This is a genomic window from Proteobacteria bacterium CG1_02_64_396 (genome assembly GCA_001872725.1).
Taxonomy (GTDB): domain Bacteria; phylum Pseudomonadota; class MNWR01; order CG1-02-64-396; family CG1-02-64-396; genus CG1-02-64-396.
In genome coordinates, this window is sequence record MNWR01000043.1 from 1 (window position 1) to 16,348 (window position 16,348).

Genomic DNA, 16,348 nt, shown 5'->3' on the forward strand with positions numbered 1-16,348 from the left:
CGGCTCATAATCGGGGCTCCTCGGCTTGTTACGACAGATGCCTCATATCATGCCTCATATCGTCTCATGTCCTTGGGAAAAGTCCGACAGACTCCTAGGCAACCTGATTTCGGGGGACTACTTCGGCGACCTGAGCCTCAACGGTGGGGCGCCCCAGCAGGTCACGGCGCAGAGTGTGACCCCCTGCCGCCTTTACCAATGGCCCTCCCAGGTGCTCGTCGATCTGGCCGAACGTCATCCCGACATCGTTCAGTCGCTGCACTGGGCCGAAGTGGTGCAGCGCCCCCACGAGGCTTGAAAAACCGGTTAAGAGGGCCGTCGCTTCCTTGCGACCCATGGATGGGCCGCCAAAATCAGGAACGTAAGTAGGAGGCGACCCCGTCGCCGAAGCTCTGCTGATTTTGAAAGCGAAGCAAAAACCATGTCGTCTCAAAGCACCCACTTTTGGTTTTTGCGAAACGACGCTGAAAAACGGCAGACGCCTTTTTTCAGCGTTTCCCTAAAACGATCCAAACCACATCGGCAGCGTGACCGCCACAAGAATGGTCGATAGGGTCACCGCCTCGGCGTAGAGGGGGGTATCCAGTCCAAAGCGGTCGCAGAGCACGATCCCCAGCACCATGCTCGGCATCGCCGCCTCCACAACCACCGCCCGCAGCACATCCCCCGAAAGACCGATCCACCCCCCGAGCCAGGCAACCAGCAGCGGGGTGAGCAGCAGTTGAATCGCCACCGCCGGGAGCAGCAGCGGCAGACGGCGTTTCCAACCGCCGCTCCAGCGCAGGCCAAGCCCCACCGAAAAGAGCATCAACGGCACCACCCCCGCCCCCAACATTGCAAGCCCCCCCGCCAGCCAGGGATGGAGCGGCACCCCCCCCAGATTCAAGGCGATGGCGGCCAGCGCCGCCCACAGCGGAGGTACCCGCAGCAGCGCTTGCAAAGGGCTTTGCCCGGAGGGGTCGTGGCCGTAGCGCTGGGCGATGGCGATCCCTAAGGTGAGCAGCAGCGGGGTGCAGGCAAACAGGTCGTATTCGATGGCGACCGCCCGGGCCCAAGGGCCGAAGGCGCTCTCAAGAACCGGAAGACCCAAATAGGTGACGTTGCCAAAAGCCGCCGCTAGGATCAGGGCTCCAACGGCGGGGCCCCCTGCGGTACTGAAGGGGGCGGGCAAAAACCGGTAGATCGCCCAGGCGGTCGCCATCGCCGCCAGCACGCCGGCTGCGGCGACCACTGCAATGCGGATTGCGTCGCCGTTCATGGGAGCCTGCCACAGTACCCCCAGCACCAAGGCGGGAAGCAGCAGGTGGTAGACGACCCCGGTCAAAACCCGACGGGTCGACTCCCCCTCCAGCCCACCCGGCTGAAAACGACGCCACACAATGCCGCATACAATCAGCCCGGCGGTTTGGGCCAAAACACCGTTCATCGCATTGAACTCTCTTTTTTTAGGTATCTCGGCGCCGCTGCGCCGCTTGAACCCTTAAAGGCCGACTTTGCCCCCTCAACACTTTTCATCCCTGATGGCGGTCGCTCGCGCCGCCCTGAGCGCCGCCGATCCCGACCTGAAGGTGGCCCTGACCCTCGACGGATTCGCCGCCTGGGCGCAGGAGGATTTGCCGTTGGGGATGGATGAGACCGAGCCGACCCCCGAGCCGGGGCGCCCCGAACGGCCCCGCATTGTTCCCCCCGGCAAGGTCCCCAGACGTACTGGGGGAGGACAGGCCAAAGCGGCGCGCTTCCACGCCCTGGTTCACATCGAGCTGACCGCCATCGACCTTGCCTGGGACGCCCTCCACCGCTTTCGCAATCTACCCCGCGACTACTACGACGACTGGGCCCGCATCGCCAAAGAGGAGGCGGAGCACTTCGTCCTGCTGCGCGACCACCTGCGCAGCATGGGGTGTGACTACGGCGACTTCGATGCCCACGAGGGGATCTGGGGGATGGCGGTCGAGACCGTCGACGATCCGTTGCACCGCATGGCGATGATTCCCCGCACCCTGGAGGCGCGGGGTCTCGACGTCACCCCCGGGATGATCGCACGGCTTGAGGAACAAGGGGATCGGGCCGGGGCCGAGGCGCTCAAGGTGATCTACCGCGACGAGATCGGCCATGTGGCGGCAGGGTCGCGCTGGTTTTTGTTTTTGTGCGCGCAGCGGGGGCTCGATCCGGAGGCGACCTTCAAAAGTTTGGTCGCCCGTTTTTTGCGCGGTGGCATTCGCGGGCCGCTGAACATCGCGGCGCGGTTGCAGGGGGGCTTTAGCTCCCAGGAGTTGGAGCGGCTTGAGGTGCGGGGGTGAGCCGGTTTTGTTCGCCTCTCCGCAAAAAAGGTGGATGCGCTGCGCTTATCCACCCTACATATCCACCCACGTCCGGGCGAGGGTGAACCCTTGATGCCCCGTTTGCTCGACCTGATCGCCACCCTCCTATTGCTGCTCCTCCTCCCTTTTTTGGGGTTATGGCTGCTCTTCCATCCCGAATTGCGCGACCCCTGGGCGCGGCGCCTGACCTTAAAAATGCCCCCCGCCACCGCCAAACCGACCCTGTGGCTGCACGGCGCCAGTCAGGGGGAGATCCGCTCCCTGCGCCCCTTGATCGATCAGCTCTTGGCCGACCCCGAGGGGATTGATCTGCTGGTCACCGCATTTCGGACCCCGGCTCTGGAGGCGATCCCCCAACACCCCCGCATCCGCGCCACCCTGATTCCCTGGGACGCCCCCTGGCTGCACCGCCGCCTGCTGCGTCGCTGCCGGGTACAGGCGGTAGCGGTGAGCGAGGGGGAGTTCTGGCCGGGGCTGCTCGCCGCCTGCAGCGCCACCCCACTGGGCTGGCTCTCGGCCCGAATCTCCCCCCGCTCGGCAAGCCGCATGGCGCGTTTGAAACCGTTGCTGCGCCCCCTGCTGACCGCCATCGACCGGGTGGGGGCGCAAAGCCAAGAGCACGCCAAGAGGCTGCAAAACCTGGGGATTGCCCCTGAGCGCATCAAAGTGACCGGTCGGCCCAAATTCGACATCCACCCCCCCCAGCCCGATCCGCAAACCCTCGCTCGGCTGCGCGCCTGGGCCACAAGCCTGCGACTGATCGTGGCCGGATCGACCCATCCCGGCGAAGAGACGGCGGCGCTCGCCGCCTGGCACATGCTTCAGGATCCCCGTCCCAAGCTCGCCTTGGTCCCTCGTCATCTGGAACGGCTGGATGAGGTCGAGCGGCTTCTGCATGAGGGGGGGGAAAGTTGGGCGCGTTGGTCGACTCTGGCCGAGCACCCCGAAGCTGAGGTGGTGTTGGTCGACCGCATGGGGCTGCTCGCCCCCCTCTTCGCCGCCGCCGACGCCGCCTTTCTGGGGGGATCGCTTGCCCCGGTCGGGGGGCACAACGTGCTGGAGCCGGTCGCCGCCGGGGTGGCGGTGGCGGTGGGGCCCCATACTGCCACCGTCGCCGAGGAGGTCGCCGCCCTGACCCCTTGCCACGCCGTGGTGGTCGTCCACGATGCGGATGAACTCGGGAAAGCCTGGACCCATATGCTGGCCGAAGGGACGCCCGAGAAAAACATCCGTCGCACCCGCGCCGCCTCCTGGATTGCGGCGCAAAGGGGGGCGACCGAACGCCATGCGACGTTGGTGCGGGAATTGTTGGGGAAGCGCTGATTTAATGGCGCTTCCTTAGGGGGAGAACCCACAAGGGTCAAGGAGCGCGGTACCGTCCGCCCAACAACCGTTACAATGAACCCCTTGCGCCACCCACGGCTTCGAGTCCGCCATCTCGACCGTTTGCATGTCGGACCTCGCTTCGCTCTTCCGGCCAACAACCCGGCCCTTTCAACCCCGAGAGCCCCATGAGCCAAAACCGCGACTACCCCTGCCGCTGCCCGCAAGATCCCCTCGATCCCAAAGACTGGGATTTCAAGGAGCACCACATCGAGCAGACCTACCTCGTCATGCCGCAGCCGATGTTTTTCCATGCCCCGATGGGGATGGCGGGATTGATCGAGAAGGGGCGGGAGTTTGGCGAAAAGCTTGAGCTGGAATTCGACGACGAGCACTGGCGTCCCCTATCGCTCGACGCCTTTTTTCTGGGCGAGATGTGGCTGCCCCTCAAAACCCTGAGCGACCCCCACCCCCGGGTGCGGCGCGAAACCCTACATCTGCACAGCAAGCTCTTCCGCGGCACCCTGGACGGGTTGGGCAATGCCACCGCCGAGTTCATCCGCGGCATGATGCGCGACCAAACCCTGCGCTGGCACAAACGGGTCTTCTTCTGGTATCCGACCTGCAACAAGTGCGTCGACCGCAAGGGGATGGATGAGGCGGTGATCTTTGTGGAGCCGAAGGTGAAGAAGAAGTAGCGAGGAGAGCGCAGGGCCGTGTCGAAGCACGGCTGTGGAGGCGGCGGAGCGCGTCCCTCTACTGGTTAATAAACAACAAGGGCGGCCCGAAGGCCGCCCTTGTTGTTTCCGCCCGCGTTGTGGTCACTCGCTGAAGACGTGCACCACCTCGTCGGGCCGTACCATGCCGAGATCCCGGCGGGCGATCTCCTCCACCCGCCAGGGGCTCTCTTGAATCTCTTTGATGTCGGCCATCAAAAACGCGTTGCCCGCCCGTAGCGCCCGCTGCTGGGTTTCTAACTTGGCGACCTCCTGCTTGAGTTGCAGGTAAGAGATCACCCCGCCATCGCCCGCCACCCAATCGGCGGCGACGGCGAAGGTTAAAGACCAGATCAGCAGCAGTACGGGCATGGGGCTCGATCCTTAACGCAGGTTGTAGAAGGTCTCCCGACCGGGGTACTTGGCCACCTCGCCCAGCTCCTCTTCGATGCGCAGCAGCTGGTTGTATTTGGCCATCCGGTCGGAGCGGCTCATCGAGCCGGTCTTGATCTGACCGCAATTGGTCGCCACCGCCAGATCGGCGATGGTGGTGTCCTCGGTTTCGCCGGAGCGGTGGGAGGAGATCGCGGTGTAACCGGCCCGCTTGGCCATCTCGATGGCCTCCAGAGTTTCGGTCAGAGTGCCGATCTGGTTGACCTTGATCAGGATCGAATTGCCGACCCCCTCCTTGATCCCCTTGGCCAGGATCTCGGTGTTGGTGACGAACAAATCGTCCCCCACCAACTGCACCTTGCCCCCCAAACGGTCGGTCAAGAGCTTCCAGCCCGCCCAATCGCTTTCGTCCATGCCGTCTTCAATGGAGACGATGGGGTACTTGTCGCACAGGGTGGCCAGGTAGTCGCAGAACTCGGCGCTGGTCAGACTGCGTCCTTCACCTTCGAGGTGGTATTTCCCATCCTTGAAGAACTCGCTGGAGGCAACGTCCAGAGCGATGGCGACATCCTCTCCGGCCTTGTACCCGGCCTTCTCAATGGCCTGGATAATCAAGCCAATCGCCTCTTCGTTGCTCTTGAGCGAAGGGGCAAACCCCCCTTCGTCGCCCACGGCGGTGTTCAGCCCTTGGGCGGCCAGCACCTTTTTCAGGTTGTGGAAGATCTCCGCCCCCATACGCAGCGCCTCGCCGAAGCTACTGGCCCCAACCGGCATGAACATGAACTCCTGAATATCGAGGGAGTTGTCGGCGTGGGCGCCGCCGTTAATGACGTTCATCATCGGCACCGGCAGGGTCTTGGCGCTGCTGCCGCCGATGTAGCGGTAGAGGGGCAGGCCGACGTGCGCGGCGGCGGCGCGGGCGACCGCCAGCGACACCCCGAGGATGGCGTTGGCGCCCAGGCGCCCTTTGTTGGCGGTGCCGTCGAGCTCGATCATGGTGCGGTCGATCAGTTCTTGATCCAGCGCATCGAAGCCCAGCAGGGTGTCGGCGATGACGGTGTTGACGTTGTTGACCGCCTGCTCGACCCCCTTGCCCAGCCAGCGGCTTGCATCGCCGTCGCGCAGCTCCACCGCCTCACGGGTACCGGTCGAGGCCCCCGAGGGAACGGCGGCGCGCCCCACGGCGCCCGAGGCGAGGTGAACGTCGACCTCAACCGTAGGATTGCCCCGGGAGTCGACGATCTGGCGGGCGTGGATATCGATGATCTCGGACATGAATACCTCTTGAAATCTAGATGGATAATCGCGCCGTCCTTCGACGGCCTCAGGATGAGCGGAAAACCGCGCCCCCACAAAAACTAAAAACCTTGTTCAGGCAATCGCGCCGAGGCGGCGCTCCAACAAGTTACTGGATGGCCGCTTCGCGAATCCGGAGTGCGGTTTCGAGCAAGCCTTGCATTTGATCCAGCGGCCAGGAATTGGGGCCGTCGCACAGCGCCTGGTCGGGGTTCGGGTGGGTCTCCATAAACAGGCCGTCGGCTCCCACCGCCATCGCCGCCTTGACCATGGTCGGCACGAACTCCCGCTGCCCCCCCGAGCAACTCCCCTGCCCCCCCGGCAGCTGCACCGAGTGGGTGGCGTCCATGATGGTCGGGCAGCCTAGGGCCGACATCTCGGCAAAGGAGCGAAAATCGACCACCAGATTGTTGTAACCGAAGGTGGTCCCCCGCTCGGTCAGCCACAGATCGCCCGCCCCTGCGACGGCGCGCGCCTTGCCGACCACCGGTTTCATATCCCAGGGGGCCATGAACTGACCCTTTTTGATGTTGACCGTCTTGCCGGTCGCCACCGCCGCCTGCACCAGGTCGGTCTGGCGACACAAAAAGGCGGGGATTTGCAGCACGTCGAGCGTGCCTGCCGCCGCCGTCACGTCGCCGAGGTCATGCACGTCCGACAGAACCCTCAAGCCGAACTCCGACTTTACCCGTTCTAAAATGCGCAGCCCCTCCTCCCGCCCCGGCCCCCGGAAGGAGCTGGCGGAGGTGCGGTTGGCCTTGTCGAACGAGGATTTGTAATAGAAGTCGAGCCCGAGCCGTTCGGCGATCCCCTTCAGGGTTTCGGCGGTCGACAGGGCCAGATCGAGGGTTTCGATGACGCAGGGGCCGGCGATCAGTATCAACGGTTTCACGCCTGCTCCCGCCGCTCGCGCTCGGTCACCGCCGCTTTAACGAAGGCGACGAACAGGGGATGGGGCTGGAAGGGACGACTCTTGAATTCGGGGTGGAACTGGCAGGCGACGAACCAGGGATGGACCGTCTCACACAGCTCTACCACCTCAACCAAGGTGGCGTGCTCGCCAGGGTAGGTGCCCGAGACAATCAAACCAGCCGCCTCAAGCTTTTCGCGATACAGGTTGTTGAATTCGAAGCGGTGGCGGTGGCGTTCGGAGACCTGCACAGCTCCGTAGGCCTTCCCCGCCTGACTGCCGGTCTTGAGCTGGCAGGGATAGGCCCCCAAACGCATGGTGCCGCCCAGATCGCTCTTGGCGTTGCGTTCGACCACGTCGCCCCCTCTTTCCCAGCGCGTCATCAGGTCGATCACCGAATCGGGACCGGTGGGGCTGAACTCGGAGGAGTCGGCATCGATGATCCCCGCCACGTTGCGGGCGTATTCGATCACCGCCAGTTGCATGCCCAGACAAATCCCCAAGAAGGGGATCTTGCGCAGCCGAGCATGGTGAATCGCGGCGATTTTCCCTTCGATCCCCCGTTCCCCAAACCCGCCGGGGACCAATACCGCATCGACCCCCTCAAGGTACCCCCCCGCCCCTTGATCGAGCAGGTCCTCGGCATCGACATAGAGAATGTCGACCCCCGCCTGATTGGCGACCCCGGCGTGGATCAACGCCTCGTGGATCGACTTGTAGGCGTCGGCCAGTTCGACATATTTGCCCACCACCGCCACCCGCGCCCGGCGGGTGGGATAGCGAATCGCCTGGACCAGGTTTTCCCAGGCGGTCAGGTTGGGCTCCTGCTGACTGGGCATACCGAGCAGGTCGAGCACCTTGGCGCCGAAACGCTCCCGGTAGAGCGCCATGGGGACGGCATAGATGGTGTCGACGTCGATGGCGGCCAAGACGTTGTAGGTCTCGACGTTGCAGAACAGACCGATCTTGCGCCGCTCGCTGGCGGGAATGTCGCGGTCGCTGCGGCAGACCAGAATGTCGGGCTGAATACCGATGGCCCGCAGCTCCTTGACCGAGTGTTGGGTCGGCTTGGTTTTGAGCTCCCCCGCCGAAGAGATGTAGGGGACCAGGGTCAGGTGAACGCAGACGGTGCGGTTGCGCCCCAGGTCGTGGCGCAGCTGACGAATCGCCTCTAAGAAGGGCTGTGACTCGATGTCGCCGACGGTACCACCGATCTCGACGATGGCGATGTCGACCCCCTCCCCCACCGCCAACATACGCTCCTTGATGGCGTCGGTGACGTGGGGAATAACCTGCACGGTGCCGCCCAGATAGTCGCCGCGCCGCTCCTTGGCGATCACCTGCGAATAAATCCGTCCGGTGGTGACGTTGTTGCGCTGCCCCATAGTGGCGCGGGTAAAACGCTCGTAGTGGCCCAGGTCGAGATCGGTTTCGGCCCCGTCGTCGGTGACGAAGACCTCGCCGTGCTGATAGGGGCTCATGGTGCCGGGATCGACATTGAGGTAGGGGTCGAACTTGGCCAGGGTCACTCTGAGACCACGGGCTTCGAGCAGCGCCGCCAGACTGGAGGCGGCGATCCCTTTACCGAGAGAGGAGACCACCCCTCCGGTGACGAAAACGAATTTGGGCAGGGGCATATCGGCGGGCGGTTGCTGGGGGTTCATAGCTTTACTTTGGGCCGGAGAAATGGCGGTAGCCGGGGTGGGAAACGACGACGGGCTGCCCTTGAAAACGGGTATGTACCCCTTCGCCCTCAACGAAGAGGCCGACCTGGGTTAAGGCGATGTTGTGCTCTCGGGCGATGGCCAGCGCCTGATCGATCTCGACGACCGGAACCGCCATCAGGATTTCGAAATCTTCCCCCGCAGTCGCGGCGAACTTGCGGGTTTCAAGTGCCCCTTCGATCTGGGCACGGCGGGCGACAGCCTCGGAGAGGGGGAGCGCCTCAAGATCGATTTCGAGGCCGCAACCGCTGGCCCGAGCCAAATGATGGGCATCGGCGATCACACCGTCGCTGACGTCGATGGCGGCCCGTACCACCCCCGATTCGAGCAGATGGCGCATCACGACGTTGCAATTGGGAGGGGTCATGAAACGGTGGTCGAGCGCCTGGGCTTCACCCTCGCTCCAGAAGGGGTCGGCTGCCAAACGATGGCGCAGGCCGTAGCCGCTATCGCCGATGGTGCCGGTGACCAGCAGCGCCATGCCGGGCCGGGCGCCGCCCCGCAGGACCGCACGCTCCATGGGGACGTGGCCGATGACGGTGTAGGCCAGGCTCAGCGTCGGGCCGCGACAGGTATCGCCACCGGTCAGGGTGATCCCGAAGAGCTCCTCTTGTTCGGCCAGCCCCTGGGCAAAGGCGGTGAGCCAAGTCTCGTCGATGCTCTCGGGCAGGGTGATCGCCAGGGTGTACGAATCGGGGATCGCACCCATGGCACTCAGGTCGGAGAGCGCCGCCCGCAACCCCCGCGCCGCGACCCGGTCGGCCGCCTCGCCGGGCAAAAAATGAACCCCTTCGATGGCCAGATCTGTGGAGACAACCAAGTCCTGGGTGCGCGGACTGCGCAACACGGCGGCGTCGTCGCCGACACTGTTGCGCACCAGGCCACTTCGCGTGGGACGGTGGAAAAACCGCTCGATGATCTCGAACTCGTCGGGCAACGAACTGAGGCTCATGCCGGGCCATCCTCCTGCGCGTCGGTATCGTGATCGCCCCGAATGGTTCGGGCCAAACGGTCGAGCACCCCGTTGATGAATCGGACCGACGACTCGTCGGCAAACGAGCGGGCCAATTCGAGCGCCTCGTTGATGATGATGCGACGGGAGACTTGGCGGTGTTGCTGCAATTCGTAGGTGGCTAGGCGCAGGATCAACCGATCCATCACCGTCATGCGGGCGACCGGGTAGTTTTCGCTGGCTTGACCAATCAGTTCGTCGAGGGCACCGCCCGCATTCGATACCCCCTGAACGAGATCCTGAACGAAGGGTTGATCGGCGTTGCGACGCAGACTGCTGTCGGCAATATCGTCGGGCAGATCGATGTCGATCCCCGATTTGTCGCCCCCCACCTCACGGCGGTAGAGCTCTTGAATGGCGACCAATCGGGCCTTATGGCGGCCCCCGCCCACGGAACTCGCCTTAACCACGGGCTTGGGTGCCCATGGCGCGGAAGAGGTTAACCATCTCGATGGCGGTCACCGCCGCATCGAACCCCTTGTTGCCCGCCTTGGTTCCGGCCCGCTCCACCGCCTGCTCGATGGTGTCGGTGGTCAGCACCCCGAAGATCACCGGTTTGTCGACCTCAAGTCCCACCTGGGCCACCCCTTTGGCGACCTCGCCCGCCACATAATCGAAGTGGGGGGTGGCGCCACGGATGACCGCGCCCAAGGTGACCACCGCGTCGATTCCATCGAGCTGGGCGGCGCGACGGGCCGCCAGGGGGATTTCGTAGGCACCGGGCACCCGAACAATGGTCTGCTCGGCGGGATTGGCACCGTGCCGGGTCAGGGCATCGATGGCCCCCTCCAGCAGACGCTCGCCGATCAGGCTGTTGAAACGACCGACAACCAGGGCAACACGCAGCCCCTCGGCACTCAAAAAACCTTCAAACGTACGGGGTTGGCTCATAACAGCTCCCGATGGCACATGGCCCGAGTAGGGGTGACGATCAATCTTGGGCGTTGCTGGGATGTTCCTCCTCGCAACCCTCTAAAAGATGGCCGAGCTTCTCTTTTTTGGTCTTGAGGTAGGAGCGATTTTCTTCGTTGGGGCAAATCTGCAAGGGGACCCGCTCGACCATTTCGAGCCCGTACCCCTCGATGCCGACGATCTTCTTGGGATTATTGGTCATCAGCCGCATTTTGCGAACCCCCAGGTCCTTGAGGATCTGGGCGCCGATGCCGTATTCGCGTAGATCCGCCCCCAATCCAAGCGCCTGATTGGCCTCGACGGTATCGGCCCCTTTGTCTTGCAGGTTGTAGGCGTGCAGCTTGTTGGTCAGGCCAATCCCTCGCCCCTCTTGGCGCAGGTAAAGCAGCACCCCCCGCCCCTCTTTGGCGATCTGCTCCATGGCGACATGAAGTTGCTCGCCGCAATCGCAGCGTTTGGAGCCAAAGATATCGCCGGTCAGGCATTCGGAATGGACCCGCACCAACACCGGATCGCCGTTGCCCACCTCCCCCAGGGTCAGGGCGATGTGCTCTTTTTCATCCACATCGTTGCTGTAGAGCACCATGGTGAAATCGGTGTTGCCATAGCGGCTGGGCATCCGACTTTCGACCGTACGGTGGACCAGTTGCTCGTTGCGGCGCCGGTACTCGATCAGATCGGCAATCGAGGCGATCTTGAGGTTGTGAATCTTGGCAAACCCCACCAAATCGGGCAGACGGGCCATCGTCCCGTCCTCCTTCAGGATTTCGCAGATCACCCCCGAGGGATTGAGCCCCGCAAGCCGGGCCAGATCGACCGATCCCTCGGTATGGCCAGCCCGCACCAACACCCCACCATCTCGGGCCATCAGGGGGAAAATGTGCCCCGGCTGCACCACATCGCTCGGTTTGGCGTCGGGATTGATGGCCGCCTGAATGGTTCGGGCCCGGTCGGGGGCCGAGATCCCGGTGGTCACCCCGGTGGCCGCCTCGATGGAGACGGTGAAGGCGGTCTTAAACTTGGCGTTGTTGTCGACCACCATGAGCGGCAATCCCAAGAATTCAACCCGTTCCCGGGTCATGGTCAGGCAGATCAAGCCGCGACCATGAGTCGCCATAAAATTGATCGCCTCGGGGGTGGTGAACTCCCCAGCCAGGACCAAATCGCCCTCGTTTTCCCGGTTTTCGTCATCCACCAGAATGATCATGCGGCCGGCCTTAAGCTCGGCAATCGCCTCTTCGATCGAAACCAGATTGTGGGACATAAGGTATTTCTTTCACTCTTCAAACCTGCAAGGCCCCAAAGGGCAAACATTTCAATGGGTATGGGCAAAACCCAAACACTACGACCCGCCGCGCAACCATGTCTCAAGACAAACCGACCCTTTTCCCCCCGGCGCGGATCCTTCCAACAGTCGCTCGACGTAGCGTCCGATCAAATCGGTCTCAAGATTCACCGCCCCCCCTACCGCCACGCTCCCTAGCTGGGTGTGGCTCAAGGTATGAGGAACCACGTTGACCGAAAAATGCCCCGGCTCAACGGTGTTGACCGTCAGCGACACCCCGTCGATGGCGATCGATCCCTTGGCGACGATGTATTTGCCGACCTCTTCGGGGAACGAGAAGGTCAACCGGGTCGAGCGACCGTCCGGGGTTTTGGCGAGCAGACGCCCCTGACCGTCAACATGACCCGCCACCATGTGCCCCCCCAGCCGTTGCCCCATCGCCAAAGCCCGCTCCAAATTCACTGGGCTACCCGACGGCAAGTGCCCCAAGGTGGTGACGTTCAGGGTTTCGACCGAAACGTCGAAGATCAACCGTTTGCCGTCGTTGACCACCACGGTAAGACAGGCGCCGTTGACCGCTACCGAATCGCCCAGAGCGACCTCATGCAGCGGTATGCGGCTGGGTTCCAGCGTCAGGCGGGCGTCGCCCCCGGTGCGCTCGACCCGTAGCAGCTTGCCCACATCTTCGACCAACCCGGTGAACATCGTTTAGTCCCCTTGCTGCTTGGCGTGGACCACGCGGGCGGTGACCAACAGATCGCGCCCCAAGCGTTCGACCGTCGTCGTGTCGAGTTCGATACGGTCGCTCATTTGCCAAACCGGGTGGCGGTTCATCAGCCCGTACCCCCCTTGCCCCAACAAGATGGGGGCTATGAAGAGGGCGACCTCGTCGACCAACCCTTCGGCAAAAAAGGCGCTGTGCAGCGTCGGCCCCCCCTCCACCATCAGGTGGATCAACCCCTCCTCCCCCAACGCGGCCATCAACCGTTTGAGGGTCAACCCCTCCTCGGGGGTGGCGGGCCAGGGAAAGGGGCGAGCCCCCAAACGTTCCAACGCCTCGGCCCGTTCGGGGGGGGCGTCGTCGGGATCGTAAACCACCCAAACCGGCGCCTGGTCAAGGCTGGCCAGCAGACGACTGTCGCCGGGAATCCGCAGGTTGCGGTCGAGCACCACCCGCACCGGTTGGCGGACCCTACCGGGACGGCGGTCGGTCAGTTCGGGGTCGTCGGCCAGCACCGTGCCGATCCCCACCACCACCGCATCGACAAAACCGCGAATCCCGTGGGACCGCTGCCGGGCCGGCTCGCCAGTGATCCACTTGGATTCGCCGCTGGCCGCCGCCTCTTGGCCATCCAGACTCATCGCCGCCTTCAGGGTGACGAAGGGACGCCGCTGGACAATCCAATGACTAAAAGCGCGATTGAGATCTTGGGCTTCGCTTTCAAGCACCCCGACACTCACGTCGATCCCCGCGTCCCGCAGCCGCTCGATCCCCTTGCCCGCCACCAGCGGATTGGGATCGACCATCGCCACCACCACCCGCCCCAGCCCCGCATCGATCAGCGCCTGACTGCACGGCGGGGTGCGGCCATGGTGATCGCAGGGCTCTAGGGTGACGTAGGCGGTGGCGCCCCGGGCTCGCTCCCCAGCCTGCCTCAGGGCGAAGACCTCGGCGTGGGGCTGCCCTGCCTCGGGGTGGTACCCCTCCCCGACCACGTTGCCCCCTTGGTCGACGATCACACACCCCACCATCGGATTGGGATGGGTGGTGCCGATGCCGTGGCGCGCCAAATCGAGGGCCCGCCCCATCAAGGCGTAATCGGCCATTTCGTCGGGGGTGGCAACCTCGGACGGGGTCATGTTGTTGGCTCCTCCATCCCAATGTTGCGCAGACGGGCGATCTCTCGGACAAAGTCGTCGGGATCGTCGAAGGCCAGATAAACCGAGGCGAAACGGATGTAGGCGACTGGATCGACCCCGGCCAATTCGCCCATCACCCGCTCGCCGATGGTGCGGCTGTCGAGCTCGCGCCCGTTGCGCTCCTGGGCCCAGCGCACCACCCGGTCGACGAGCCCCTCCACATCCTCGACCGAAACGGGCCGCTTCTGGGTGGCCACGAAGAGGGAGCGCTCCAGCTTTTCGCGGGAAAACGGCTCGCGCCGTCCGTCCCGCTTGACCACTACCGGCAAAACCTCTTCACAGCGCTCGAAGGTGGTGTAGCGGCTGCCGCAGGCGGTGCACTGACGGCGGCGACGGATCGCCTCCTCGGTCTCCCGAGTCTCTTTGACTTGGCTGTTCTCGTCGCCGCAGAAGGGGCAGCGCATGGCTTAGCGGTAGATCGGGAAGCGGGCGGTCAACGCCGCCATCCGCCCCTTGACCGCCTCGATGACCGACTCGTCGTTGATGGCGTCGAGCACATCGGCAATCGCGGTGGCAATCTGCTCCATCTCATCCAGCCCCATGCCGCGGCTGGTGACGGCGGGGGAGCCGATGCGGATGCCCGAGGTCACGAAGGGGCTTTGTTTATCGAAGGGAATGGCGTTTTTGTTCACTGTGATGTTGGCCCGGCCCAAGGCGGCCTCGGCCTCTTTGCCGGTGATGTTCTTGGCGGTCAGATCGACCAAGAACAGATGGTTCTCGGTGCCGCCGCTGACGATGCGCACCCCTCGGCTGGCCAGCACCTCGGCAAGCTTTACGGCGTTGGCCCGCACCTGCTGGGTGTAGGTTTTGAATTGCGCAGTAGCGGCCTCACCAAAGGCGACCGCCTTGGCAGCAATGACGTGCATCAGAGGGCCACCCTGAATGCCGGGGAAGATCGCCGAGTTGATCTTCTTGGCGTACTCCTCACGGCACAAAATCATGCCGCCCCGGGGGCCGCGCAGGGTTTTGTGGGTGGTGGTGGTGACGAAATCGGCATAGGGGACCGGGCTGGGGTGCTCCCCGGTGGCGACGAGTCCGGCGAAGTGGGCCATGTCGACCATCAACCAGGCGCCAACCTTGTCGGCGATTTCGCGAAAACGGGGAAAATCGATGATCTGGGAGTAGGCCGAGGCCCCCGCCACGATCATCTTGGGCTTGTGCTCCAGCGCCAACGCCTCGACCGCGTCGTAGTCGATCTTCTCGCTCTCGGGGTCAAGCCCGTAGGCGATCACGTTGTAGATCTTGCCCGAGAAATTCACCGAGGCACCATGGGTCAGGTGGCCACCGTGGGCCAGGCTCATCCCGAGAATGGTGTCACCCGGCTCCAACATCGCCATGTAGACCCCCATGTTGGCCTGGGAGCCGCTATGGGGCTGGACGTTGGCGTGCTCGGCGCCGAAGAGCGCCTTGGCCCGGTCGATGGCCAGCTGCTCGGCGATGTCGACGTATTCGCAGCCGCCGTAATAACGCTTACCGGGGTAGCCTTCGGCATATTTGTTGGTCAGCTGAGAACCCTGGGCCGCCATGACGGCGGTGGAGGTGTAGTTCTCCGAGGCGATCAGTTCAATGTGCTCTTCCTGGCGGATGTTTTCCAGGTCGATGGCTTTCTGGACCTCGGCGTCGATGCGGGTAATAAGGCTCATGGGATTGTCCTTGTTGCCAAAAAAGGGAAACCGGCCCTCGGGCCGGTGAAAGGTACGTTACAGAACGAAGTATGAAGAGGATCGTTAAAAGCTCTTCACCTTTTCGATGGCCTCGACCCGCCGCCGGTGCCGCCCCCCCTCGAAGGGGGTTTCAAGCCAGACGTCGACGATAGCCTCGGCCAACCCAACCCCCAAAATCCGCCCCCCCAATACGAGCACATTGGCGTCGTTGTGGAGACGAGACAGGCGGGCGGTGAACTCATCGTGGCACAGCGCAGCGCGAATCCCCTCGAAGCGGTTGGCGGCCATCGAGATGCCGATGCCGGTGCCGCATAGCAAAATGCCCCGTTCCACCTGCCCATCAAGTACGGCGCGGCAGAGTTTGGCGGCATATTCGGGGTAATCGACCGAGTCGGGGGTTTTGACCCCCAAATCGACCACCTCTACCCCCTCGCGGCTGGCAAGGTAATCGATCAAATGGCTTTTGAGCCCGAAACCGCCGTGGTCCGAGGCAATCGCAATAGGCATGAGGTCTTGGAATCCAGTGCAGGTTTGTCGGAAGAGGTGGGGTGAACAGCGGGAAAATTGTGCCTGTTTTAGCCGCTTCGGGGCAAGCACAAGGGGGATGGGCGCAATGAGCGGAGTTTGATGGGGCGATTTACCTCGGGCCTCTCTGAACGAACCCGACCAACACTTGTGGGTACTTCTAAGGAAGCGCTGATTAAAGGCATCCTGCCTTGAATCAGCAGCGCTTCGGCGACGGGGTCGCCTCCTACGACTGCAGCGCTTCGGCGACGGGGGCCTCCTACGACTGCAGCGCTTCGGCGACGGGGTCGCCTCCTACGACTGCAACGCTTCGGCGACGGGGTCGCCTCCTACGACTGCAACGCTTC

18 protein-coding genes are annotated in these 16,348 nt (G+C 63.6%); 4 read left to right on the plus strand and 14 right to left on the minus strand.

Annotated elements, in window-relative coordinates:
• The first annotated feature begins 37 nt into the window (after positions 1–37).
• The gene (locus AUJ55_05305) at positions 38–298 is read left to right on the plus strand and encodes a hypothetical protein (GenBank protein OIO58254.1); all 261 of its coding nucleotides are present in this window, start codon (positions 38–40) and stop codon (positions 296–298) included.
• A 201-nt stretch (positions 299–499) separates the two neighbouring features.
• On the opposite strand, the gene AUJ55_05310 is transcribed toward AUJ55_05305, so the two are convergent.
• Entirely contained in the window at positions 500–1,426 is a 927-nt protein-coding gene (locus AUJ55_05310; GenBank protein ID OIO58255.1) for a transporter, read from the minus strand.
• 94 nt (positions 1,427–1,520) lie between these two features.
• Here AUJ55_05310 and AUJ55_05315 point away from each other — a divergent pair, with 94 nt between their 5' ends.
• The 3 genes from AUJ55_05315 (at position 1,521) to AUJ55_05325 (ending at position 4,342) form a co-directional block, all read left to right on the plus strand.
• The gene (locus AUJ55_05315) at positions 1,521–2,300 is read left to right on the plus strand and encodes a hypothetical protein (GenBank protein ID OIO58256.1); all 780 of its coding nucleotides are present in this window, start codon (positions 1,521–1,523) and stop codon (positions 2,298–2,300) included.
• 93 nt (positions 2,301–2,393) lie between these two features.
• On the plus strand, positions 2,394–3,644 hold the full coding sequence (locus tag AUJ55_05320) for a hypothetical protein (protein ID OIO58257.1): 1,251 nt from the start codon (positions 2,394–2,396) through the stop codon (positions 3,642–3,644).
• Positions 3,645–3,832: 188 nt separating this feature from the next.
• Positions 3,833–4,342 carry a hypothetical protein gene (locus tag AUJ55_05325; protein ID OIO58258.1) on the plus strand — a complete coding sequence of 170 codons (510 nt, stop codon included), beginning with the start codon at positions 3,833–3,835 and terminating at the stop codon, positions 4,340–4,342.
• 123 nt (positions 4,343–4,465) lie between these two features.
• Here the strand turns inward: AUJ55_05325 and AUJ55_05330 are convergent, their stop codons facing one another.
• The 13 genes from AUJ55_05330 to AUJ55_05390 all read right to left on the minus strand — a co-directional run bounded on the left by AUJ55_05330 (position 4,466) and on the right by AUJ55_05390 (position 15,983).
• Positions 4,466–4,732, minus strand: a complete 267-nt coding sequence (locus AUJ55_05330) for a hypothetical protein (protein ID OIO58259.1) — start codon at positions 4,730–4,732, stop codon at positions 4,466–4,468.
• Positions 4,733–4,744: 12 nt separating this feature from the next.
• Positions 4,745–6,028, minus strand: coding sequence for a phosphopyruvate hydratase (locus tag AUJ55_05335; protein OIO58260.1), 1,284 nt, complete (start codon positions 6,026–6,028; stop codon positions 4,745–4,747).
• 130 nt (positions 6,029–6,158) lie between these two features.
• The gene (locus tag AUJ55_05340; GenBank protein ID OIO58261.1) at positions 6,159–6,941 is read right to left on the minus strand and encodes a 3-deoxy-8-phosphooctulonate synthase; all 783 of its coding nucleotides are present in this window, start codon (positions 6,939–6,941) and stop codon (positions 6,159–6,161) included.
• Entirely contained in the window at positions 6,938–8,596 is a 1,659-nt protein-coding gene (locus AUJ55_05345) for a CTP synthase (GenBank protein OIO58278.1), read from the minus strand. The genes AUJ55_05340 and AUJ55_05345 overlap by 4 nt, the downstream gene beginning before the upstream one ends.
• Before the next feature lie 31 nt (positions 8,597–8,627).
• Positions 8,628–9,635: a thiamine-phosphate kinase gene (locus AUJ55_05350; GenBank protein OIO58262.1), complete on the minus strand. Its 1,008-nt coding sequence runs from the start codon at positions 9,633–9,635 to the stop codon at positions 8,628–8,630.
• A complete protein-coding gene (locus AUJ55_05355) occupies positions 9,632–10,060 on the minus strand; it encodes a transcription antitermination factor NusB (protein ID OIO58263.1) in 429 nt (142 codons plus the stop codon). Before AUJ55_05355 ends, AUJ55_05350 begins: the two co-directional genes overlap by 4 nt.
• 37 nt (positions 10,061–10,097) lie before the next feature.
• Positions 10,098–10,586, minus strand: a complete 489-nt coding sequence (locus AUJ55_05360; protein OIO58264.1) for a 6,7-dimethyl-8-ribityllumazine synthase — start codon at positions 10,584–10,586, stop codon at positions 10,098–10,100.
• Positions 10,587–10,626: 40 nt separating this feature from the next.
• Positions 10,627–11,859 (minus strand): bifunctional 3,4-dihydroxy-2-butanone 4-phosphate synthase/GTP cyclohydrolase II, encoded by a 1,233-nt coding sequence (locus tag AUJ55_05365; GenBank protein OIO58279.1) that lies wholly within the window; start codon positions 11,857–11,859, stop codon positions 10,627–10,629.
• Between the two features lie 90 nt (positions 11,860–11,949).
• The gene (locus AUJ55_05370; protein ID OIO58265.1) at positions 11,950–12,597 is read right to left on the minus strand and encodes a riboflavin synthase subunit alpha; all 648 of its coding nucleotides are present in this window, start codon (positions 12,595–12,597) and stop codon (positions 11,950–11,952) included.
• Between the two features lie 3 nt (positions 12,598–12,600).
• Positions 12,601–13,719, minus strand: a complete 1,119-nt coding sequence (locus tag AUJ55_05375) for a riboflavin biosynthesis protein RibD (GenBank protein ID OIO58280.1) — start codon at positions 13,717–13,719, stop codon at positions 12,601–12,603.
• Between the two features lie 29 nt (positions 13,720–13,748).
• On the minus strand, positions 13,749–14,216 hold the full coding sequence (locus tag AUJ55_05380) for a transcriptional regulator NrdR (GenBank protein OIO58266.1): 468 nt from the start codon (positions 14,214–14,216) through the stop codon (positions 13,749–13,751).
• 3 nt (positions 14,217–14,219) lie between these two features.
• The gene (glyA, locus tag AUJ55_05385; GenBank protein ID OIO58267.1) at positions 14,220–15,455 is read right to left on the minus strand and encodes a serine hydroxymethyltransferase; all 1,236 of its coding nucleotides are present in this window, start codon (positions 15,453–15,455) and stop codon (positions 14,220–14,222) included.
• Positions 15,456–15,539: 84 nt separating this feature from the next.
• The gene (locus AUJ55_05390; GenBank protein ID OIO58268.1) at positions 15,540–15,983 is read right to left on the minus strand and encodes a ribose 5-phosphate isomerase B; all 444 of its coding nucleotides are present in this window, start codon (positions 15,981–15,983) and stop codon (positions 15,540–15,542) included.
• Positions 15,984–16,348: the final 365 nt, after the last annotated feature.